The sequence below is a fragment of the Acidovorax sp. T1 genome (assembly GCF_002176815.1).
Taxonomy (GTDB): Bacteria; Pseudomonadota; Gammaproteobacteria; order Burkholderiales; family Burkholderiaceae_C; genus Acidovorax.
Map to the genome: position 1 here is coordinate 2,256,616 of NZ_CP021648.1, position 21,976 is coordinate 2,278,591.

Genomic DNA, 21,976 nt, shown 5'->3' on the forward strand with positions numbered 1-21,976 from the left:
TGCAGTTGAACGCTGCACCGGCTGAAAACCAACGATCAGCCCTTGAGATCGGCTGCTTCAGCGAGTTGTTTCTGGCGCCTCTTTTTCCTGCAGCAGCCGCCACATCACCTTGCCACTGCCGCTTTTGGGTAACGCGTTCACCAGCTGCACCATGCGCGGCGCCTTGTACACCGCCATGTTCTCGCGGCACCAGTCGATGATCTGCTGCTCGGTGGTGTCCTGGTGCGTGGGGCGCAGCACCACCACGGCCTTCACGGTCTCGCCCCGGTAGCTGTCCTTGGCGGCGATGATGCAGGCCTCCTGAACAGCGGGGTGGCGGAACATTAGAGCCTCCACCTCGGCCGGCCACACCTTGAAGCCGCTGGCATTGATCATGCGCTTGAGCCGGTCGGTCAAAAAGAAGTAGCCGTCCTCATCCATGCGGCCCAGATCCCCCGAGCGGAAGAAGCGCTTGCCCTCGAACTCGATGAAGGCCGCAGCCGTGGCATCGGGCCGCTTCCAGTAGCCCTCGAACACCTCGGGGCCGTGGATGATGATCTCGCCCTGCTCGCCCACGGGCATTTCCTGCAGGGTTTCGGGGTCGATCACGCGGGCATCCGTGCCCATGAAGGGAATGCCCAGGCACTGCTGCTTGGGGTTGTCGGGCGGGTTGGTGTGCGACGGCGCCGCCGTTTCGGTCAGGCCATACCCTTCGGTATAGCGCAAGCCATAGCAGTCCAGCAGGCGCTGCGCCACCGCCTGCGGCATGGCCGCGCCGCCGCCGCCGATATAAACCAGGCTGGAGAGGTCGTACTGCGCGAAATTCGGACTGGCCAGCAGGTCGATGACCATGGTGGGGATGTTGGTCCAGTTGGTCACCTGCCAGCGCGAAATCAGGCGCCCGGCCAGGTCGCGGTCCCACCGGGGCATTACCAGCAGCGTGGCGCCCATGTGGATGGATGCGTGCATCACGCTCACCATGCCCGTGATGTGAAACATGGGCACCACGGCCAGCGTCACGTTGTCGGCCGTTCCGTTGCCCCACAAGGTGCTGGCCACCGCGTTGTGCATGATGCTTTGGTGCAGGTGCATACAGCCCTTGGGCAGGCCGGTGGTGCCGCTGGTGTAGGGCAACAGCGCCAGATCGCCAAGGCCCACCGCCAGCGCGGGCGGCGCGGCGGTGCAGGCCAGCGCATCGGCCCAGGCGTGCGCCTGACCACCTTCAAGGGCAGGCAAGGCATGGCGGGTGCACAGCCACTCGCGCCAGGCGTCGGGCGGTGCATCGGGGCCTGCGACATCCGCATCGAACGCATCGGTGAACTGCGTCACCACCAGGTGCGCCAGGCGCTCGTCCGGCGGCAGTGCGCTGCTGGCCTGAGCCAGCTCGGGGGCCAGGTCGGCGGTGGTGATGGCGACCTTGGTGTCGGGGTCGGTGATGTAGTGCTTGAGCTCTTCGGCCCGGTTCATGGGGTTGACTGGCACCACCACCGCATTCGCGCGCAGGATGGCAAAGTGCGCCATCACCAGCTGCGGGCAGTTCTGCATGCACAGCACCACGCGGTTGCCGCGCTGCACGCCCAGCTGCGCCAGCCGCGCGGCCAGGCGCTCGGCGCCATCGGCCAGCGCACGGTAGCTCAGCGCTCGGCCAAAGAACACCAGCGCCGCCTTGTCGGGATAGCGGCGCGCGCTGATGGCCAGGTTGTCCCACAACGAGGTGGCGGGCAAGGTAATGGAATGGGGCAGCCGGCGGGGCCAGAACTTGTAGTGGGGGCGCATGGATGTGCAGATCTCCTTTTGACCTCAAGCCTAGGGGCCATGCATTGGTCGGGCAATGGGGATGGCCCGCGCGAGCGTCACCAAAGTGACCGTTGCATCGCGGCTCTCACCGCCCCCGCCAATGGGCACCGCTGCAAGTCTTGCGCAAAGCGAGCGATGCCACCAACACAGCCAACGAGCCAGCAACACCGCCGCGCCTGCCTTGGCGCAGGTTCACTTTTTGTGACGAACAAGGGTTTTTTGGTAAACAAAGGGTCACATTAGCGGCATAAACTGTATATACCGTTTTCAACCAAGGCGTGCCGCATGAAATCACTGCACTGGATCGTTGTGTCCTTGAGTCGCATTCTGAATCAGCTGCCTGTCAGCTCACGCCAGTCAACAGGCTGCAGTGCGTATCGCAAAAACGAGCACCGGCTGGGCCTACTGGCTGCTTCGTCCATTTCGTATTCCAACTGGCCCAAAGCAGCAAAACACGACTGAAAGCGGCTGAAAACGGCCGACCGACCCACCGGCCGCTTCCCATAAGGTGCACTTCGGCAAGGGCTAAGCCAGCCCAAGCATCAGCTCTGAATCTGCGCCCACAGCTTGTCCAGCCGCTTCACGCTCACCGGCTGCGGCGTGCGCAGCTCTTGCGCGAAGAAGCTCACGCGCAGTTCTTCCAGTAGCCAGCGCAGCTCTTGCATGCGCGCGTCCACCGCGCCCTTGCGCTCGGCCACCAGGCGCCAGTAGCGCTGCTCTTGCGGGCGCAATTCGGCCAGCTTGGCGGCGTCGCGGGCGGGGTCGGCGCGGTATTTGTCCAGCCGCAGGGTGATGGCTTTGAGGTAGCGGGCGTAGTGGGCCAGTTGCGCCCAGGGGGCTGCGGCGATGAAGTTCTTGGGCACCAGGCGTTGTAGCTGCTGCAGGGCGTCCGCTGTCGCATCGGGCGCGTTCTTGGCGTCTTTGATCTTGCGGGCGGCTGCCGCGTATTCGGTGAGGATGGTGGCAGCCAGGCGGGCCACCTCGTTGGCGATCAGCGTGAGGCGGCCCCGGCCCTCTTCCACGCGGCGCTTGAAGGCGAATTCGTCGGTGGGCAATGGGTCCAGCAAAAAGGCGCGGTCGAGTGCCACGTCGATGATCTGGGTGCGCAGCTCCTCCTGCGTCCCCAGGGGCATGAAGGCCACGGCCATCTTTTGCAGATCGGGGATGTTCTTTTCAAGGTACTTGAGCGCGTCCTTGATCTGCAGCGCAAACAATCGGCGCAGGCCCGCGCGGTGCTTGGCGGCGGCCACCTCGGGCTCGTCGAAAACCTCGATGGTCACGGCGTCGCCCCCGTCGATGAGCGCCGGGAAGCCGATCAGCGTCTGGCCGGCCTTCCTGATTTCCATGAGTTCGGGCAACTCGCCAAACGTCCAGGTGGTGTAGCGCTGGCCTGCGGGGGCCGATGGCGTGGTGCTGGCTGGTTTGGCGGGCTGGGCAGGCTGAGCGCCACCTTTAAGTCCTGATTTGATAGCTGCTTGCGCATTACCATCAAGCGCTGCAGGCACATTGGACCCGGATTTCCCACCTTCTGCCGCCGCACCGCCGAGCTTGAGCCCCGCCAGCGCCTGGAACGCACCACGCGCCTTGGCACCCCACTCGGCCTTGAGCGCGCCCAGGTTGCGGCCGTGGCCCAGTTGGCGGCCGTGCTCGTCCACCACGCGGAAGTTCATGAACAGATGCGGGCTGAGCATGTCGAGCTTGAAGTCCGCGCGCTTCACGTCCAGCGAAGTTTCGTCGCGCACCTGCTTGAGCAGCACATCGGTCAGGCTGCCGGTGCCAAAACGCTCGGGTGCGCCGAGCAGAGCAGCCAGCCGTGTGGCCGATTCGGGCAGCGGCACAAAGCGGCTGCGCGGGCGCTGGTGCAGGCTTTTGAGCAGCGCCTGGATCTTGTCCTTGAGCATGCCGGGCACCAGCCATTCGCAGCGCTCGTCGCTCACCTGGTTGAGCACGAACAGCGGAATGGTCACGGTGATGCCGTCGCGCGCGTCGCCGGGTTCGTGCAGGTAGCTGGCGGCGCAGTCCACGCCACCCAGGCGCACGGTTTTGGGAAACGCGTTGGTGGTGATGCCCGCAGCCTCGTGGCGCATCAGCTCTTCGCGGGTGAGCCGGAGCAGGTCGGGGTTCTTGCGGCTCTCTTCGCGGTACCACGCCTCAAAGCTGTGGCCGCTGCACACCTCGGGCGGCAACTGCTGGTCGTAAAAGGCGTAGATCAGCTCGTCATCCACCAGCACGTCTTGCCTGCGGGACTTGTGTTCCAGCTCTTCGACCTTGGCAATGAGCTTCTGGTTGGCGGCCAGAAACGGCAGTTTGGTCTCCCAGTTGCCGCCCACCAGCGCTTCGCGGATGAAGACCTCGCGCGCGGCGTGCGGGTCTACCTTGCCAAAGTTCACGCGGCGGTTGTTGTAAACCACGATGCCGTAGAGCGTGGCACGCTCCAGCGCCACCACCTCGGCAGATTTTTTCTCCCAATGCGGGTCCAGCAGCTGCTTCTTTAAAAGATGCCCGCCCATCTGCTCCAGCCATTGCGGCTCGATGGCGGCGATGCCCCGGCCAAACAGGCGCGTGGTCTCTACCAGTTCCGACGCGATGATCCACCGGCCGGGCTTCTTGTTCAGGTGCGCGCCGGGGTGCTTGTAGAACTTGATGCCGCGCGCGCCCAGGTACCAGTCTTCCTCGTCACTCTTGCAACCCACGTTGCCCAGCAGGCCAGCCAGCATGGACAGGTGCAGCTGCTCGTAGCTGGCGGGCTGGGTGTTGATGTTCCACTTGTGCTCGGTCACCACCGTGAGCAACTGGGTGTGGATGTCGCGCCACTCGCGCAGGCGGCGGATGCTGATGAAGTTTTGCCGCAGCAACTGCTCGTACTGCCGGTTGCTGAGCTTGTGGGTGGGCGCGGGCATGGACGTGGGCGCGGCGGCCGCTGGCGCGGGTTGCACGGCAGCCACCGTGCGCTGGGCCACGGGCAAAAAGGCCTGCGATGGCGCCTTGTGGGCGGCCATGGCCTTTTGCGCGCGGGCCGATGGCAGGCTGGGCGCGCCGCCCCGGGCTTCGTTGATCCACTTCCACAGCTTCAGATACCCGCTGAACTCGCTCTTGTCGTCGTCGAACTTGGCGTGCGCCTGGTCGGCCTGCTGCTGCGCCTCCATGGGGCGGTCGCGCACGTCCTGCACGCTCAATGCGCTGGCAATCACCAGCACTTCATCGAGCGCCTTGCGGTCGCGCGCCTCGATGATCATGCGGCCCACGCGGGGGTCGAGCGGCAAGCGCGACAGCTCCGTGCCCATGGGGGTCAGCTCGTTGGCGTCGTCCACCGCGCCCAGCTCGGCCAGCAACTGGTAGCCGTCGGCAATCGCGCGACCCGAGGGCGCCTCGATGAACGGGAACTGCACCACATCGCCCAGGTGCAGCGACTTCATGCGCAGGATGACGCCGGCCAAGGACGAGCGCAGGATTTCCGGGTCGGTAAAGCGCGGGCGGCTGTTGAAGTCCGCCTCGTCGTACAGGCGGATGCAGATGCCGTTGGCCACCCGGCCGCAGCGGCCCGCGCGCTGGTTGGCCGCCGCCTGGCTGACGGGCTCGACCAGCAGCTGCTCCACTTTGCTTCTAAAACTATAGCGCTTGACGCGCGCTGTGCCTGCGTCAATGACGTATCTGACACCAGGAACGGTGAGCGAAGTCTCGGCCACGTTGGTAGCCAGCACGATACGCCGGCCCGTGTGGCCGTCAAAAATCCGGTCCTGCTCGGCCTGCGACAGGCGCGCAAACAGCGGCAGCACCTCGGCATTGCGCATCACGGGCTGGTGCGACAGGTGCTTGCGCAGGTGGTCGGCGGCCTCGCGGATCTCGCGCTCGCCGGGCAGAAACACCAAGATATCCCCAGCCGCGTTGCCCTGCCAGAGTTCGTCCACGCCATCGGCAATGGCCTCGTTCAGGCCGTAGTCGCGGCTTTCTTCAAACGGACGGTAGCGCTGCTCCACCGGGAAGGTACGACCCGACACCATGATGACGGGCGCCGGCCCCTTGGAACTTTCAAAGTGTTTGGCGAAACGGTCGGCATCGATGGTGGCCGAGGTGACGACCACCTTCAGGTCAGGCCGGCGCGGCAGGATCTGGCGGATGTAGCCCAGCAAAAAGTCGATGTTCAGGCTGCGCTCGTGCGCCTCGTCGATGATGATGGTGTCGTAGGCGCGCAGCAGCGGGTCGGTCTGCGTCTCGGCCAGCAAGATGCCGTCGGTCATGAGCTTGACCGAAGCATCGCGCGAGATGCGGTCCTGAAACCGCACCTTGAAGCCCACCACGTCGCCCAGTGTGGTTTTCAGTTCTTCGGCAATGCGCTTGGCCACGCTGCTGGCCGCAATGCGGCGCGGCTGGGTGTGGCCGATAAGCTGGCCCTTTTGCCCTGCCGGCGCATTGCACTTGCCACGGCCCAGCGCCAGCGCAATCTTGGGCAGCTGCGTGGTCTTGCCCGAGCCGGTTTCGCCGCACACGATGATGACCTGGTGCTGGCGCATGGCCTCCATGATCTCGTCGCGCCGGGCAGAGACGGGCAGGGATTCCGGAAACTCGATGTGCAGGGGAGAGGAAGCGGTGGACGCGGTCAAGGCAGAAACTTCGTAGAGAATCGCGAATTATCCCAGCCCTTGCTGTTTTCCACCCATCCCGACCGCCCCGCCTGCACATGTCTGCCGTTTTCAACTTCACCTTCGTCCCCTGGTTCCGCTCGGTGGCGCCCTATATCCACAAATTTCGCAACCAGACCTTTGTGATCGGGCTGACCGGCGAAGGCATCGCGGCCGGCAAGCTGCACAGCATTGCGCAGGATCTGGCCCTGATCCAGGCCATGGGCGTGCGCATCGTGCTGGTGCATGGCTTTCGCCCGCAGGTGAACGAGCAGCTGGCCGCCAAGGGCCACGCCGAGAAATATTCGCACGGCATCCGCATCACCGACTCGGTGGCGCTCGACTGCGCCCAGGAGGCCGCCGGCCAGCTGCGCTACGAGATCGAGGCCGCGTTCAGCCAGGGCCTGCCCAACACCCCCATGGCGGGCGCCACGGTGCGGGTGATCTCGGGCAACTTTTTAACGGCGCGGCCCGTGGGCATTGTGGACGGCGTGGACTTTCAGCATTCGGGCGTGGTGCGCAAGGTGGACGTGGCGGGCATCCAGCGCACGCTGGACATGGGCGCGCTGGTGTTGCTGTCGCCGTTTGGTTTCTCGCCCACCGGCGAGGCCTTCAACCTGGCCATGGAAGAAGTGGCCACCAGCGTGGCGATTGAGCTGCGCGCCGACAAGCTGATTTTCATGACCGAGGTGAGCGGCATCCGCATGCAGCCCGGCGAGCCCGAGAGCGAAGACAACCCCATCGACACCGAGCTGCCGCTGGCCGCCGCGCAGGCCCTGCTGGCCCAGCTACCCACCGCGCAGCAACCCACCGACACGGGTTTTTATTTGCAACACTGCGTAAAGGCCTGCAAGGCCGGCGTGGAGCGCAGCCACATCATTCCGTTCGCACTCGACGGATCGTTGCTGCTGGAGGTGTATGTGCACGACGGCATCGGCACCATGGTGATCGACGAAAAGCTCGAAGAGCTGCGCGAGGCCACGATTGACGACGTGGGCGGCATCCTGCAGCTGATCGAGCCGTTCGAAAAAGACGGCACGCTGGTCAAGCGCGACCGCACCGAGATCGAGCGCGACATCGAAAGCTACACCGTCATCGAGCACGACGGCGTGATCTTTGGCTGCGCTGCCCTTTACCCCTACCCCGAGGCCCGCACCGCCGAGATGGCCGCCGTCACGGTGTCGCCGCAAAGCCAGGGCACGGGCGATGGCGAAAAACTGCTCAAACGCATCGAGCAACGCGCCCGCGCCATGGGACTGGACAGCATTTTCGTGCTGACCACGCGCACCATGCACTGGTTCATCAAGCGCGGCTTCGTGGTGGTGGACCCCGACTGGCTGCCCGATGCGCGCAAACGCAAGTACAACTGGGACCGGCGCAGCCAGGTGCTGGTGAAGAAGCTTTGAGAGTACCAACGCGCTGACTGCAGACACAGGCCAGCACATCCGCATCAGCCCTCTTTCACTGCCAAAGCGCCCATTTCGTGCCCTCAGTCACCGCCCGCTTTCTCACTGTTGCCCTGTACCAGTTTGTTGACCTGCCCGACTGCGCCACGCTGCGCGCGCCGCTGCAGGCCCTGTGCGACGAAAACGGCGTGCGCGGCATGCTGCTGCTGGCGCCCGAAGGCATCAACGGCACCATCGCGGGTGAACCTGCCGCGGTCCACGCGGTGCTGGGCTGGCTGCGCAGCGATGCCCGCTTTGCCGCCCTGCAGCACAAGGAAGCACCAACCGAGCGCATGCCGTTCTATCGCATGCGGGTGCGGCTCAAGCGCGAGATCGTGACGCTGGGCGTGCCCGGCCTGAACCCCGCGCGCAACGCGGGCACCTATGTAAAGCCCGAGGACTGGAACGCCCTCATCGACGACCCGGACGTGGTGGTGGTGGATACGCGCAACGACTACGAGGTGGGCATCGGCACGTTCGAGCGCGCCATCAACCCGCACACGAAGCGCTTCGCCGAGTTTCCGGCCTGGGTGGCGCGCGAGGCTCAGCCCGGTGGCATGCTGGATGGCAAGCCGCGCGTGGCGATGTTCTGCACGGGGGGCATCCGCTGTGAAAAGTCCACTGCCTTCCTCAAGTCGCAGGGGTTCGAGGAGGTTTTCCACCTCGAAGGCGGCATCCTCAAATACCTGGAAACCGTGCCCGAAGAAGCCAGCCGCTGGCATGGCGACTGCTTCGTGTTCGACGAGCGCGTGTCCGTGGGCCACGGCCTCGCGCCCGGCCATCACCAGCTGTGCCGCTCCTGCCGCATGCCGCTGGGCGAGCCGGAGCTGCGGTCGCCGCACTACGTGCCCGGCGTGAGCTGCCCCTACTGCCACGGCACCCGCACACCCGAGCAGGAACGTGCGCTGGCCGAGCGCGAGCGGCAGATGCAACTGGCCGTCCAGCGCGGGGAAGAGCACATCGGCGCGCGGCAACCGGGCCACCCGGCGCGGGCTATCGCTGGCGACGAAAAGGGTGGCAACGAGGACGAATCCACATGAGCGCCGCCCTGCCCGTTCTCTATTCCTTTCGCCGCTGCCCCTATGCGATGCGGGCGCGGCTGGCGCTAGCCGCCAGCGGCCAGGCCTGCGAGTTGCGCGAGGTGGTGCTGCGCAGCAAGCCCCAGGGCCTGCTGTTGGCATCACCCAAAGGCACGGTGCCCGTACTGGTGCTGCCGGATGGGCAGGTGCTGGAGCAGAGCCTGAGCATCATGCTGTGGGCGCTGGAAAGACAAGACCCCGACCGCTGGCTCGCCCCGAGCCACGGCGCATTGGCTGGCATGCTGGCGTTGATTGAAGAATGCGACGGCCCCTTCAAACACGCGCTGGACCGCAACAAATACCCGAGCCGCTATCACGATGCCGACACCGCCCTGGCCCGCACGCAGGCCGTGGAATGGCTGCAGGGGCTGGAGGCGCGACTCACCCCGCACCTCTTTCTGTTTGGCGGTCACGCTGCCCTCGCGGACATGGCCATCGCCCCTTTTGTGCGTCAGTTTGCTGGCATCGACGCCACTTGGTGGGCTGCCCAGCCCTGGCCGCATCTGAGTGCGTGGCTGGCGCAGTGGCAGGCGAGCCGGCTGTTCGAGAGCGTGATGCACAAGCTGTCGGCATGGGTGGATGGCACGGAAGGGGTGATGTTTCCGCACGCTGAGGGGACTTTGGCGCGAAGCGGCAACGCCTAAAACTTGCGCTCCACGACCGAGGTCTGTCGCTTTAATGCAGAACCAGCCGACGTCAGGGCGGGGCGTTCCTTATCGGCAAGAAGGTGCCCGTCGTATAAAAAACAGGAGAGGCGAAATGCGTGAAAGCAAGATGGTAGGTTGGTTCTTCTGCGTCGTTGGAGCCGGTGTTTTTCTTTTTAGCGTTTGGACGGCCGTGACATTAGCGGCGCCGCCGCCCACCAACTCGGTTGTGCAAATAGGAATTGACAAAATTCTGATTACGGCATTCGGCATGTTGGGCGGAAACCTCCTCGTTCACCTTATCTGGGCCACCATCGGAGCTTGCGTAGCCTGGTTTGGTCTCCGGGTGCTGAAAGACCACAAAAACTAGGTTCTTTGCAAATGTCTGCGTTGAGCCCGGTTCAGCTGAACATGTCACCCGCATCGCGGTCACGCCCCCACTTGCAGCAGCATCCAGAAATCACAACCAGCTCGAAAAAAAAGGCGCTCAGAAGAGCGCCTTTTGCAAGATCCGTGACGAGCCAACGGCATCAGGCCATCGAATACCCCGAGCCTTTGCGGCTGCCCCCCTTGAGAGCCCGCACCAGCAGCACCAACAGCACGACCGCAAACCCCACAAAACAAACAAACGACCAGTTGGCAATCGAGCCACCCAGGAAGGTCCAGTCGATCGCCGTGCAATCGCCCGAGCCGCGAAAGATCATGGGGATGGAACGGCTGATGGGGTAGTTTTCGATCATTCCGTAAAAATCGCGGCCGCAGGTGGCGATTTCGGGCGGATACCACTGCAGCCAGCTCTGGCGGGCCGCCACGAAGGCGCCAAAACCGGCCGCGACCACGGCCAGCACACCCCAGGTCATCCACCAGCCTTTTTGGCCTCTAGCGCTTGCCAGTCCTGCGAAGAGTGCTACAGCAATGAGAGCGTAGCGCTGCACGATGCACATGGGGCAAGGCTCCAGGCCCACCACATGCTGCAAATACATGCCAAAAGCCAGCATGGCCACGCTGGCCACGCTGATCAGTGCCAGCACGCGGCGCGGGGCCGCAGTCAACCAATTCATTTCTTATTCCCTCATCCAATAGCAATTGCAGGGCACTGCCTACGCAACCGGCACCGGCCGATGCCAGTGCACCCGTGGATCTAGCTCCGCCAGACCACCGGGTGCGTCCCCCTTTAGGGGGAAGACGCTCAGCGGCTCAGGGGGAATCAAATCCCGGCGGCGTGATCCAGAAAAACGCGGGCGCGGCGCGGTGTCACCACCAGCATTTCACCCTCTTTGAAACCCATCTCCTTGAACTGCTGCGCCGGAATCTGCGCTTCGATCAAGTGGTCCGGGGACGCATTGTCCGCTGGTTTGTGGTCGTCGGATGGAATAAGTTCCAGCCGCGCAATCGGGCCCACCACGATGGCGCGACTCAGCTGCGCGACGATGCCGCGTGGGCGGCCTTCAGCGTCGAGCCCAGCGCCGGGCGCATAGCGCTCCACATCCAGATCGTGCGGGCGCACATAGGCAAAGGCCTTGGCGTTTTGCGCCTGCTGGTGCTCGGGTGAATCGAGCTCGATGCCTTCGAGGTGCACCAGCCCTTCGTGCGCGCGGCCGTGGAACAGGTTCACATCGCCCAGAAAACCATAGACAAACGGGCTGGCCGGGTTGTCCCACACTTGCTGGGGCGAGCCGCTTTGCTCGATGCGGCCCTGGTTGATGACCACCACGCGGTCGGCCACCTCCAGTGCTTCTTCCTGGTCGTGGGTCACGAAGATGCTGGTCACATGCAGCTCGTCGTGCAAGCGGCGCAGCCAGCGGCGCAACTCTTTGCGCACCTTGGCGTCCAGCGCACCAAAAGGCTCATCGAGCAGCAGCACCTTGGGCTCCACGGCCAGGGCGCGGGCCAGGGCGATGCGCTGGCGCTGGCCGCCCGAGAGCTGCGAGGGGTAGCGCTCGGCCAGCCAATCGAGCTGCACCAGCTTGAGCAGGTCGGTCACCTTCTGCTTGATCTGGGCTTCGCTGGGGCGCTGGCCGCGCGGCTTCACGCGCAGGCCGAAGGCCACGTTCTCAAACACCGTCATGTGGCGGAACAGCGCGTAGTGCTGGAACACAAAGCCCACGTTGCGCTCGCGCACATGCACGTCGGTGGTGTCTTCGCCGCTGAAATGGATGCTGCCCACATCGGCCGTCTCCAGCCCGGCGATGATGCGCAAGAGCGTGGTCTTGCCGCAGCCCGAGGGGCCGAGCAGCGCGATGAGTTCGCCCGATGCGATGTCGAGGCTCACATCGCGCAGCGCCTGGAAGTCGCCAAACTGCTTGCTGACGTTACGGATTTCAATGCTCATGTTCTTCTCCTTCAGCGCGCTGCGGTTGCGGCAGCTGGCGCGGGCCGCTCTGGCGGCAATTCAGCGGCGGCTTTCAGGGCCTGCTCGTTGCGGTGTTCGGCAATGGTCTTGATGACCAGCGTGACCAGGGCCAACAAGGCCAGCAGCGATGCGGCAGCAAACGCGGCCACCGACTGGTATTCGTTGTAGAGAATTTCGACGTGCAGCGGAATGGTGTTGGTCTGCCCCCGGATGTGGCCCGACACCACCGACACCGCGCCAAACTCGCCCATGGCGCGCGCGTTGCACAAAATTACGCCATACAACAGGCCCCACTTGATGTTGGGCAAGGTCACATACCAGAAGGTTTGCCAGCCGCTGGCACCCAGCACGATGGCGGCCTGCTCCTCGTCGTTGCCCTGCGCCTGCATCAGCGGGATCAGCTCGCGGGCAATGAACGGAAAAGTCACGAACACGGTGGCCAGCACGATGCCCGGCACGGCAAAGATGATCTTGATGTCATGCGCCTGCAGCCAGGGGCCAAACCAGCCCTGCGCGCCGAACATCAGCACATAGACCAGGCCCGCCACCACGGGCGACACCGAGAACGGCAGATCCACCAGCGTGGTCAGAAACGCCTTGCCCCGAAACTCGTACTTGGCGATGCACCAGGCGGCCGCCACGCCGAACACCAGGTTCAGCGGCACAGCGATGACAGCGGTGATCAGCGTGAGCTTGATGGCCGACCAGGCATCGGGCTCGCGCAGACCTTCGAGGTAGGCGCCAAAGCCCTTGCGCAGCGCCTCGGCAAACACGGCGGCCAGCGGCAGCACCAGGAACAGCAGCATGAAGGCCAAGGCGACGGCGATCAGCGTGTAGCGCACCCAGGGCGCTTCGGTGGTGCCCGCTTGCGCACGGCGAATGGTTCGGGAGTTGTTGCCGCTCATGCCGAAGCCCCCGCGTGGCGTCGCTGCCATGCCTGTAGTGCGTTGATGACAAGCAGCAGGATGAACGAGATCACGAGCATCACCACCGCCACAGCCGTGGCGCCTGCATAGTCGTACTGCTCCAGCTTGCCGATGATGATGAGGGGCGTGATTTCAGACACCATGGGCATGTTGCCCGCGATGAAGATCACCGAGCCGTATTCACCCACAGCCCGCGCAAAGGCCATGGCAAAGCCGGTGAGCAACGCCGGGGTAATGGAGGGCAGGATGACCTTGGTGAAGGTTTGAAAGCGCGTGGCACCCAGGCAGGTGGCGGCTTCTTCCAGCTCTTTTTCAGCGTCCTCCAGCACCGGTTGCACGGTGCGCACCACAAACGGCAGGCCGATGAAGATCAGCGCAATCACGATGCCCGCAGGCTTGAACGCCAGCTGGATGCCCAGGGGCTCCAGAATGCTGCCGATCCAGCCGTTGCCGGCCAGCAGCGCCGTGAGCGAGATGCCCGCGACGGCGGTGGGCAGCGCAAATGGCAGGTCCACCAGCGCATCCACCAGCTTCTTGCCCGGAAACTTGTAGCGCACCAGCACCCAGGCAATCAGCAGGCCAAACACCAGGTTGACCAGCGCCGCCAGAAACGAGGCGCCAAAGGTCAGCCGGTACGAGGCCATCACGCGCGGCGCGCTGACGGCCGCCCAGAACTGGTCCCAGGTGAGGGTGAAGGTCTTAAAGATCAGTGCCGACAACGGGATCAGCACGATGATGCTCAGATAAAAGAGCGTGTAGCCCAGCGTGAGGCCAAAGCCGGGCAGCACGCGTTTGGCACGCTTGCGAGTGCCTCCGTTGTCATTCATAAGGGGGTTTGTCTATTGCACACTGCCGATGAAAACTGGCGCGCCCCAAGCGAGGGCCGCCGCGCAAGGGCCGCCCCGCCGCGCTGGCGGCGTCTCCCTTCCCGAATTGCGCAGCAATTCGAGAGAAGGGGGAAGGCGCGCAGCGACTCAGGGGGATGTTCACTCTTACTTGGCGCCAGGCGTGTAGAGTTTGTCGAACTGGCCGCCGTCGTTGAAGTGCACCTTCTGCGCTTCGGTCAGCGAGCCGAAATACTTGGCCACGGTGAACTGCTTGAGCGGCTTGAAGGTGGCGGCGTACTTCTTGAGCACGGCCTCCGAGCGGGGGCGGATGGCGTGCTTGGCGGCGATCTCCTGGGCTTCATCCGAATACAGGTAGTCCAGGTAGGCCTTGGCCAGCTGGGCCGTTCCCTTCTTGGCCACGACGCGCTCGACCACGGCCACGGGGTTCTCGGCCACCACGCTCACCGAGGGGTAGATCGCATCAACCTTGCCCGCGCCGAACTCGCGGTCGATGGAGACCACTTCGGATTCAAAGGTGATCAGCACATCGCCCTGGTTGCGCTGCAGGAAGGTAGCGGTAGCGTCACGTCCGCCCTTGGCAAGCACGGGCACATTCTTGTAGAGCTTGCCGACAAATTCGGCGGCCTGCGCTTCAGTGCCGCCCTTTTCACGCACGGCGCCCCAGGCGGCCAGGTAGGCATAACGGCCGTTGCCGCCGGTCTTGGGGTTGACCACGATCACCTGCACACCGGGCTTGATGAGGTCGTCCCAGTCCTTGATGTTTTTGGGGTTGCCATTGCGCACCAGGAACAGCATGGTCGAGGTGGTGGGCGATGCGTCGTGCGGGAACTTCTTTGCCCAGTCCTTGGCGACCACACCGTTGTCGGCCAGGAATTGCACGTCGGTGGTCGTGTTCATGGTCACCACATCGGCGGCCAGGCCGTCGTTCACGGCGCGCGCCTGGGCGCTGGAGCCGGCGTGCGACTGGTCGATCTTCACGTCCTGGCCGGTGGTCTTCTTGTAATGGGCAACAAAGGCGGCGTTGTAGTCCTTGTAGAACTCGCGGGCCACGTCGTACGAAACGTTCAGCAAGGTCTGTTGCGCCATGGAGGCGCCGCTGGCGACCAGGGCAACAGCGGCCAGAAGGGACTTGAGTTTCAGGGAGTTCATGGTGGTGCCATCCTAAAAAGCGGGAAATGACAACATTGTGCAGAGCGCCGTTTAAAACTCAAAAGAATATATTCTTGTTAATTAATCGGCATTTGGAATATAGAGACATCCCTACCGGGGCCGGATGGCCTCCACGCCCTTCGGGTGTCCAGAGATTATGAAGGAAAAAATGGCGCAAACGCTTATGAACAAAGCGCTTCAAGCTATGTATAAAGGAGCAATCATGCAGCCGCAGGCGATGCGTACGGGCGAAGTGTGGGCTGCGCCAGACGGGCACCCGCCTCGCCGTCCAGGGATTGCAGCAACGCCCAGCCCAGCGGCCATTCGCCATGGCCTGAGTCGATGTTGATGTGCCCGGCGTTCTGCATGCGCACAAACTCGCTGCCCCAGGCCCGGGCGTAGGCACCCGCCAGGCGGATGGGGCAATACGGGTCGTTGCTGCTGGCCACCACGATGCTGCGGTAGGGCAGCGCGGCACAGGGCACGGGCGCAAAGTCGTTCAGGATGGCGCGGCGCTCGGGGTCGGCCGGGGCCACCAGCAGCGCGCCGCACACGCGGGCCGCGGCTTCCGGGCCCATGTGGGTGGTGGCAATGCAGCCCAGGCTGTGCGCCACAATGACCACAGGGTGCGGCGCGGCCAGCACGGTCTTTTCAAGCTGCCCGACCCAGGCCAGCCGCGTGGGCGTGATCCAGTCGTCCTGCACCACGCGGCGGGCGTGCGGCAAACGCTCGGCCCACAGGCTCTGCCAGTGGCCGGGGCCAGAGTCGCGCCAGCCCGGAACGATGATGATGGAAGTGGTGCTCACAGCGTTGGCATTCTGCGAGCCAGGCCTTAAAACCCAAACGAATATATTGTTGTGACTTAATCACCAAAACATCTAAAAAACAACCCAGCGCCGCCCGCATTCAGATATCCGCGCCGTCCAGCCCCGGCAATGCCTGCCGCGCGGTCACGCTGCTGCGGCCGGGCATGGCTTCGCCCAGATAGTCCAGAAAACTCCGCACGGCGGGCGACAGCCCGCGGCGCGATGGAAACACCGCATGCACGATGGCGGGCGCAGGTGCCCAGTCGGGCAGCACGCGCACCAGCTTGCCCTCGCGCATTTCGTCCTGGCACATGTAGTCGGGCATCCAGCACACCCCCGTGCCGGCCACCGCCGCATATTTGAGTGTGAGCAAATCGTCGGCCACATAGCGCGGCTGGTGCTGCACGGTCTGGTGTGCACCGCCGGGGCCGATGAGGTTCCAGGTAGACCGCCCATCGGGCGCCGACATGGCAATGCTGTCCATGCGGGCCAGGTCTTCCAGCGTGCGGGGAGCGCCCTGGCGCGCCAGCAGCTCGGGGCTGGCCACCAGGATCTGCGTGGTGTGGTCCAGGCGCTTGACCACCATGCTGCCGCTGTCCTCCAGCGTGGAGCGCACACGCAGCGCCACGTCGATGCCCTCCTCCACCAAATTCACCGCGCGGTTGCTCACCAGCATCTCGATGCGCACCTGGGGGTGGCTGGCCAGGAAGGGCGGCATCAGCTCGGCCACCACCGTCTGGGCCAGGGTGACGGGGCAACTCACGCGGATGGTGCCGCGCGGCTCGGTCTGCACCTGGGCCACCGTGTCGGCGGCGGCCTGGGCCGATTCGCGCATGGCCTGGCAGTGGCGCAGATAGGCATCGCCCACTTCGGTCAGCGACAGCTTGCGCGTGGTGCGCTGCAGCAAACGCACGCCCAGCTGGGCCTCCAGCCCGGAAACACGCCGTGACAGGCGGGATTTGGGAATGCCCAGGGCGCGCCCCGCTGCCGCAAAGCCGCCGCGCTCCACCACCTCGGCAAAGTACAGCATGTCGTTCAGGTCTTGCATGGCGTCGCATTGTTCTATGGATAGAACAATCTATCGCAAAATCACCAACTTATCAATCCAGCGCAACAGTTGCACAATCTCCTCATGGCCACACACCGTGACCGCCCATACAAGGAGAACCTCATGCAACTGCTTCACATCGATTCCGCCATCACCGGTGCCAATTCCGTTTCGCGTCAGCTCACCGCACAGATCGTGGCCGCCTACCAGGCCAGCCACCCCGGCACGCAAGTGAGCTATCTGGACCTTGTGGCCAGCGCCCCCGCCCACTTCACCATGGACGCCATGGCCCTGCGCACCGGCCAGACCGAAGGCCTGAGCGAAGCGCAAAAGCGCGAAAACGCCGTGACCGAGCAACTGGTCAGCCAGTTCCTGGCGGCCGACGTGGTGGTGATCGGCGCACCGCTCTACAACTTCAGCATTCCCACGCAGCTCAAGGCCTGGATTGACCGCATTGCCCAGCCCGGCCGCACGTTCCAGTACACCGCCAACGGCCCCGAAGGCCTGGCCAAGGGCAAGACCGTGATCATTGCCTCCACCCGTGGCGGCGTGTATTCGACCAGCGAAGGCGGCCAGGCGATGGAACACCAGGAGAGCTACCTGAAGGTCGTGCTGGGCTTCTTCGGCGTGACCGATGTGCGCTTTGTGCGCGCTGAAGGCGTGGCCATGGGCGACGCCGCCAAGGCCGCCGCACTGGAGAGCGCCGCCCAGGCCATCCGCAGCCAGGCAGCCGCCAACCAGGGCCAGGCAACGCAGGCAGCGTGATGAAGCCTCAGGGCGCCGCAGGCGCCCGAGCGCTTTCTTGCCATTCATGAAGCCCGGCCTTGCGCCGGGTTTTTTGATTTTTTGAACCGAATACCGCTGTAGCGCCCGACTGACAAGCGCCAGCAGCTATTAACTCAATAGCGAATAGGTCAGTTGTGTTTCTTGACCCAGGCCACGTACTGGTTCACCCAGCCCTGCAGGAATTCGCGGCTGCCCGCGCCGATGCCGCCGTCGGCATCAAACAGGCCGTCCTTGGCGTGGATGAAGGCCTCGGGCTGGCCCAGCGTGGGCACATCCAGATAGGCCAGCACATTGCGCAGGTGCTGCTGCGCCAGGGCCGTGCCGACCGCCCCCACCGACGCCCCGATCACGCCCGCGGGCTTGCCAGCCCACGCGCTCTGGCCGTAGGGGCGCGAGGCATGGTCGATGGCGTTCTTGAGCACGCCCGGAATCGAGCGGTTGTATTCGGCCGTGACGAACAGCAGACCCTGCGCCGCCTTGATCTCCCCCTTGAGCCGCAGCACCGAGGCCGCCTGCTGGCCATCGTCGTCCTGGTTGTAGAGCGGCAGGTCATCCAGGCGCAGCTGCGTGAAGCTGAAATCTGCCGGCGCCAGCCGGGCCAGCGCCGTGGCCAGCTTGCGATTGAATGAATCCTTGCGAAGACTGCCGACGATGACGGCAATGTTGTACTGGCTCATGAAAACCTCCTGGGGGAGAAAAAACTACCGGCACAGCGCCGGCGGGCCATGGTAACGCCGCCAAGGCCAGCGCGCCACCACGACATCGACAAGGCCCGCCAGCCCAACCTTGTTCCGCATAAAAAAAGCTGCTGGCGCTTATGGGTAAAGCGCCAGCAGCTATTTTTTAAGTAGCAAAAATCAGAAGCCCGGCAGCACCGAACCCTTGAACTCCACTGCAATGAACTTGCGGATTTCTTCCGACTGGTAGGCCTTGAGCAGCTTGGCCACCCAGGGCTTGCTCTTGTCGGCTTCGCGCACGGCGATCAGGTTGACGTAGGGGCTCTTGGCGCTTTCCAGGGCAATGGCGTCCTTGACGGGGTTCAGGCCGGCAGAAATGGCGAAATTGGTGTTGACGGCCGATGCGTCCAGGTCATCGAGCGAGCGCGGCAGCTGGGCGGCGTCCAGTTCAACAAACTTCAGCTTCTTGGGGTTGCTCACCACATCGAGCGGCGTGGCCTTGAGGCCGGCACCCTCCTTGAGCTTGATCAGGCCCTTGTCCTGCAGCAGCAGCAGCGCACGGCCGCCGTTGGTGGGGTCGTTGGGCAGGCCAAAGCGCGCGCCTTCCTTGAGCTCGTTCAGGCCCTTGACCTTCTTGGAATACAGACCCATGGGGAAGTTGACGGTGTAGCCCACCGACACGATCTTGTAGCCCCGGTCTTTCACCTGGGCATCCAGGTAAGGCTGGTGCTGGTAGGCATTGGCATCAAGGTCGCCCGCGGCCAGCGCGGCATTGGGCTGCACGTAGTCGCTGAACTCAATCACCTGGATCTTCAGGCCGTCTTTCTCGGCCACTTTCTTGACCTGCTCGAAAATCTGGGCGTGCGGGCCAGCCGTCACACCGATCTTGAGCGGCTTGTCCTGCGCCAGCGCGCCCGTGGTGAAGCCGGCGGCCAGGGCCAGAGCGAGGGCGGATTGCAGCAAAGAGCGCTTGTTCACGGAAACACCTTTCATATGGAGATGTTCCATATCCTAGGGCTGGCCCTATAAATTCAAACAACTGTTTCTTTATTTTCTTAGCTGCAAATTGAATAACAAATCATGCAGCAAGTTCTTGCAACACCTGAAAGCCGCCCGGCTGCAGCCCCTGTCGATCAACAGCCAGTTCATCGCAGGCCAGCACGGTTGCTGACCGAGCGGCGCGCGCTGCTCCAGGAAGGCGCGGGCAAGCTGCTGGCGCGGCCATGGGCGAGAACTTGCGCAGAGCGAACTCTCAAGCCATGCGCAGCACCGCAGCCCCCTGCAGGGCACCCTGGCGCAACTGCTCCAGCGCGTCGTTCGCCTGCTCCAGCGCGAACACCTGGACTTCGGTGCGCAGCGGCGCCTGGCGAATGGCCTCAAAAAATGCAAGGCCGTCGCCCCGCGTCAGATTGGCCACGGAGCGGATGCTGCGCTCGCCCCACAGCCAGGCATAGGGAAAGCCGGGAATGTCGCTCATGTGGATGCCGGCGCAGACCACGCAGCCGCCTTTGTCGAGGTGCCGCAGGGCGATGGGCACCAGCGGGCCTGCGGGCGCAAAAATCAGGGCCGCGTCCAGCTGCTGCGGCGGGGCCTCGTCGGTTCCGGCCGCCCAGTTCGCGCCCAGGCTGCGGGCAAATTCCTGGCTGGGGCCATCACCGGGGCGTGTGAAGGCAAAGACTTCGCGGCCCTGCGCGCGCGCCAGCTGGGTGATGAGGTGTGCCGCCGCACCAAAGCCGTAGATGCCGAGCCGGCGTGGATCGCCGGCCAGGCGCAGCGCGCGGTAACCAATGAGTGCACATCGGGCCCCAGGCCTGCGACACGGGCCACGATTTCATGGCCCGGCGCCACGGGCAGCACCGGGTCGGGCAACTCGCCATCGAGCAAGTGCAGATCGGTGCGGCACACGCCGCAGGCCTCCACCGCCAGCAGCAACTGCCCCGCATGGGCCACCGGCTGCGGCAACTCGGTCAGCCGCAGGGGCCGGCCGGGTTGCTCCAGAACCATGGCTCGCATGCGCAAGCTCCTGCCGGACACCGCTGCCGCATCAAAGCCCGAACTCGGCGTGCAGGCGCCGGGCCAGCTCATGCAGTGGCAGGCTGGTCAGGTCCACCGGGTGGCTAGCCGAGACCCGCTTGTGGGTGGCTTCGTCCAGCTGCCCGAGCAACTGCCCCAAAAACGGGTTGGATGCAAATACCACCAGGCTGCCGATCTGTCCGGCGCTCACCGACAGCCCCCAGTCTTCGGTGTTAAACACCGCTTCATCTTCGGCACTCCTGCCGCGCGGATCAAGCCGGGACAAGCAGGCACAAGCCCGGCATGTCCCTGCCGGCCAAGGCGTCTTGTTGAAACGCGCCGCGAATCCTTGGAAAGGCTATTACATCAATAGCTGCTGGCGCTTATCCACAAAGCGCCTGAGCCCCATAAAGCAAAAAAAACCGCGCTCAAGTCAAGGTCTGCAGGCAGGCAAACAGGCAGTGGCCACCCTCAGGCCTTGAGCGCCACGTTGTTGAGCTTGTCCAGCCGTTCGGGCCAGCCGCCCTCGCTGGCGGACTGCAGCAGGATGCGTGTCCAGGCCACCCAGGCGTCCCACTGCACGCGCTTGTCCCACGCATTGCCCCAGGCGCTGAAGCACTGCAGCGCACTCTGTGCGGCCTGTTTGGCGTCGTCGCTGCGGCCCGCCGACAGGTACAGCTGCGCCAGCACCATCTGTGGCTCGCCCACCCAGGGGTTGTGGCGCACGGCCTGCTCCAGCACGGCGGTGGCCACGTCCAGGTCTACCAGCGGCTGGTCTTGCTGAATCACCGACCAATACAGCGACGTGGCCGCTGCCTCGGCCGCCACCGACAAGTGTTTGGTGCAATCGGCAAACACCGGTGGCACCGGCAGCAACCCCTGCAGGCCCGGGTGCTGCAGCGCCTGCCCCAGCCCCGCGATCTGGTGCAGCATGCGCCCAGTGGGCCGCATGGGCCCCGGCCACAGCGATGCCGCCCAGTGCACGGCCTGCGGGCGGTGGTGCACGTTGGGAAAACACGAGTAAATATCGTCCTGCCAGCTGAACCATTGCTCGATGGTGTCGGCCATGCTGACAATGACAAAGGCCGCCACTTCAAAGGGCGAGAGCACATGGCGCTGCCCGTCCTTGTCGAGCGCCAGGCTGCCGTCGGCCTCTAACCCGCCGCCCAGCACGCGCTGCACAAACTGCGTGCGCGACTGGGTGCAAAACAGATACACCAGTTGCTCGGCCGGCTCCCCCACCAGGTCGCGCAGGCGGGCTCGCTCGCTGGCCGGGTCGAACTTGACCAGATCGACAAAGGCGTTGCCGTAAACACTGTGCAGCAGCCCCAGCAGCCGCACATCCTGCGGTTGTTGCCACAGCGTGAGCGAGCGCGCCACGCCCACCAGGTGGTGGCGGAAGGTGCCCGCCTTGTGCCAATCCTGCCCCACATTGCGCGCCAGCACAGTGGGCAGCACGGGGGCCAGGTCGGCGTCGTGGGCAATCCACTCGTCGTCCAGCAGCGCCTGGGCGCGGGTGAACAGTTGCTGGTCCAGGGTGTGAAATGGCAGGGTCATGGCGTGTTGTCTCCGTCGGTAGGCACATCGATGAAGCACACAGTATCGTGGCTACAGGGGATGGCGTGCCGGGGTCACTCCATCAAAGCGACCGATTTCATCTGCACCCACAGCACACGCCCCAGCACCACACCGGGCGAGGCGGCCGACCATCTGGACAGAAAACAGGCCGGGTCGAATCGACAGGCCCGCTTCAAGCAAAAATAGCCTCTAGCGCTTATGCAGTAAGCGCAAGCAGCTATTAACTATA

The 21,976-nt window shown here is 64.4% G+C and carries 18 protein-coding genes and 1 pseudogene; 5 read left to right on the top strand and 14 right to left on the bottom strand.

The window, feature by feature from the left end; translation table 11 throughout:
* Positions 1 to 57 precede the first annotated feature (57 nt).
* Both CCX87_RS10475 and hrpA read right to left on the bottom strand, forming a co-directional pair.
* On the bottom strand, positions 58 to 1,755 hold the full coding sequence (locus CCX87_RS10475; RefSeq protein WP_087746099.1) for a long-chain fatty acid--CoA ligase: 1,698 nt from the start codon (positions 1,753 to 1,755) through the stop codon (positions 58 to 60).
* A gap of 563 nt (positions 1,756 to 2,318) precedes the next feature.
* A complete protein-coding gene (gene hrpA, locus CCX87_RS10480; protein ID WP_232476572.1) occupies positions 2,319 to 6,296 on the bottom strand; it encodes an ATP-dependent RNA helicase HrpA in 3,978 nt (1,325 codons plus the stop codon).
* Positions 6,297 to 6,454: 158 nt separating this feature from the next.
* Between hrpA and argA the strand changes: the two genes are divergently transcribed.
* The 4 genes from argA to CCX87_RS20820 all read left to right on the top strand — a co-directional run bounded on the left by argA (position 6,455) and on the right by CCX87_RS20820 (position 9,933).
* Positions 6,455 to 7,801 (top strand): amino-acid N-acetyltransferase, encoded by a 1,347-nt coding sequence (gene argA / locus CCX87_RS10485; protein ID WP_087746103.1) that lies wholly within the window; start codon positions 6,455 to 6,457, stop codon positions 7,799 to 7,801.
* Positions 7,802 to 7,878: 77 nt separating this feature from the next.
* Complete coding sequence (trhO, locus tag CCX87_RS10490) at positions 7,879 to 8,880, top strand: oxygen-dependent tRNA uridine(34) hydroxylase TrhO (RefSeq protein WP_087746105.1); 1,002 nt, start codon at positions 7,879 to 7,881, stop codon at positions 8,878 to 8,880.
* Positions 8,877 to 9,563, top strand: coding sequence for a glutathione S-transferase (locus tag CCX87_RS10495; RefSeq protein WP_087746108.1), 687 nt, complete (start codon positions 8,877 to 8,879; stop codon positions 9,561 to 9,563). The genes trhO and CCX87_RS10495 overlap by 4 nt, the downstream gene beginning before the upstream one ends.
* A gap of 115 nt (positions 9,564 to 9,678) precedes the next feature.
* Entirely contained in the window at positions 9,679 to 9,933 is a 255-nt protein-coding gene (locus CCX87_RS20820) for a hypothetical protein (protein ID WP_143218354.1), read from the top strand.
* 160 nt (positions 9,934 to 10,093) lie between these two features.
* Here the strand turns inward: CCX87_RS20820 and CCX87_RS10500 are convergent, their stop codons facing one another.
* The 7 genes from CCX87_RS10500 to CCX87_RS10530 form a co-directional block, all read right to left on the bottom strand.
* Positions 10,094 to 10,624: a disulfide bond formation protein B gene (locus CCX87_RS10500; RefSeq protein ID WP_087746110.1), complete on the bottom strand. Its 531-nt coding sequence runs from the start codon at positions 10,622 to 10,624 to the stop codon at positions 10,094 to 10,096.
* Positions 10,625 to 10,770: 146 nt separating this feature from the next.
* The gene (locus CCX87_RS10505; protein WP_087746112.1) at positions 10,771 to 11,895 is read right to left on the bottom strand and encodes a sulfate/molybdate ABC transporter ATP-binding protein; all 1,125 of its coding nucleotides are present in this window, start codon (positions 11,893 to 11,895) and stop codon (positions 10,771 to 10,773) included.
* An 11-nt stretch (positions 11,896 to 11,906) separates the two neighbouring features.
* Positions 11,907 to 12,821 carry a sulfate ABC transporter permease subunit CysW gene (gene cysW / locus CCX87_RS10510; RefSeq protein ID WP_087746114.1) on the bottom strand — a complete coding sequence of 305 codons (915 nt, stop codon included), beginning with the start codon at positions 12,819 to 12,821 and terminating at the stop codon, positions 11,907 to 11,909.
* A complete protein-coding gene (gene cysT / locus CCX87_RS10515) occupies positions 12,818 to 13,669 on the bottom strand; it encodes a sulfate ABC transporter permease subunit CysT (protein ID WP_087746116.1) in 852 nt (283 codons plus the stop codon). The genes cysW and cysT overlap by 4 nt, the downstream gene beginning before the upstream one ends.
* Before the next feature lie 165 nt (positions 13,670 to 13,834).
* Positions 13,835 to 14,839: a sulfate ABC transporter substrate-binding protein gene (locus CCX87_RS10520; protein ID WP_087746118.1), complete on the bottom strand. Its 1,005-nt coding sequence runs from the start codon at positions 14,837 to 14,839 to the stop codon at positions 13,835 to 13,837.
* A gap of 221 nt (positions 14,840 to 15,060) precedes the next feature.
* On the bottom strand, positions 15,061 to 15,645 hold the full coding sequence (locus CCX87_RS10525; protein ID WP_087746120.1) for an RBBP9/YdeN family alpha/beta hydrolase: 585 nt from the start codon (positions 15,643 to 15,645) through the stop codon (positions 15,061 to 15,063).
* A gap of 100 nt (positions 15,646 to 15,745) precedes the next feature.
* Entirely contained in the window at positions 15,746 to 16,693 is a 948-nt protein-coding gene (locus tag CCX87_RS10530; protein ID WP_087746122.1) for a LysR family transcriptional regulator, read from the bottom strand.
* Between the two features lie 123 nt (positions 16,694 to 16,816).
* Here CCX87_RS10530 and CCX87_RS10535 point away from each other — a divergent pair, with 123 nt between their 5' ends.
* Positions 16,817 to 17,458, top strand: a complete 642-nt coding sequence (locus CCX87_RS10535; protein WP_087748291.1) for an FMN-dependent NADH-azoreductase — start codon at positions 16,817 to 16,819, stop codon at positions 17,456 to 17,458.
* A 149-nt stretch (positions 17,459 to 17,607) separates the two neighbouring features.
* On the opposite strand, the gene CCX87_RS10540 is transcribed toward CCX87_RS10535, so the two are convergent.
* The 5 genes and pseudogenes from CCX87_RS10540 to CCX87_RS10560 form a co-directional block, all read right to left on the bottom strand.
* Positions 17,608 to 18,156 (bottom strand): NADPH-dependent FMN reductase, encoded by a 549-nt coding sequence (locus tag CCX87_RS10540; RefSeq protein WP_087746124.1) that lies wholly within the window; start codon positions 18,154 to 18,156, stop codon positions 17,608 to 17,610.
* A gap of 180 nt (positions 18,157 to 18,336) precedes the next feature.
* The gene (locus CCX87_RS10545) at positions 18,337 to 19,134 is read right to left on the bottom strand and encodes a MetQ/NlpA family ABC transporter substrate-binding protein (RefSeq protein WP_369825269.1); all 798 of its coding nucleotides are present in this window, start codon (positions 19,132 to 19,134) and stop codon (positions 18,337 to 18,339) included.
* 274 nt (positions 19,135 to 19,408) lie between these two features.
* Positions 19,409 to 20,169 (bottom strand): annotated as a pseudogene (locus CCX87_RS10550) (alcohol dehydrogenase catalytic domain-containing protein).
* 31 nt (positions 20,170 to 20,200) lie between these two features.
* On the bottom strand, positions 20,201 to 20,410 hold the full coding sequence (locus CCX87_RS10555) for a host attachment protein (protein WP_232476379.1): 210 nt from the start codon (positions 20,408 to 20,410) through the stop codon (positions 20,201 to 20,203).
* Between the two features lie 230 nt (positions 20,411 to 20,640).
* Positions 20,641 to 21,726 (bottom strand): DUF6817 domain-containing protein, encoded by a 1,086-nt coding sequence (locus CCX87_RS10560; RefSeq protein WP_087746128.1) that lies wholly within the window; start codon positions 21,724 to 21,726, stop codon positions 20,641 to 20,643.
* Positions 21,727 to 21,976 lie beyond the last annotated feature (250 nt).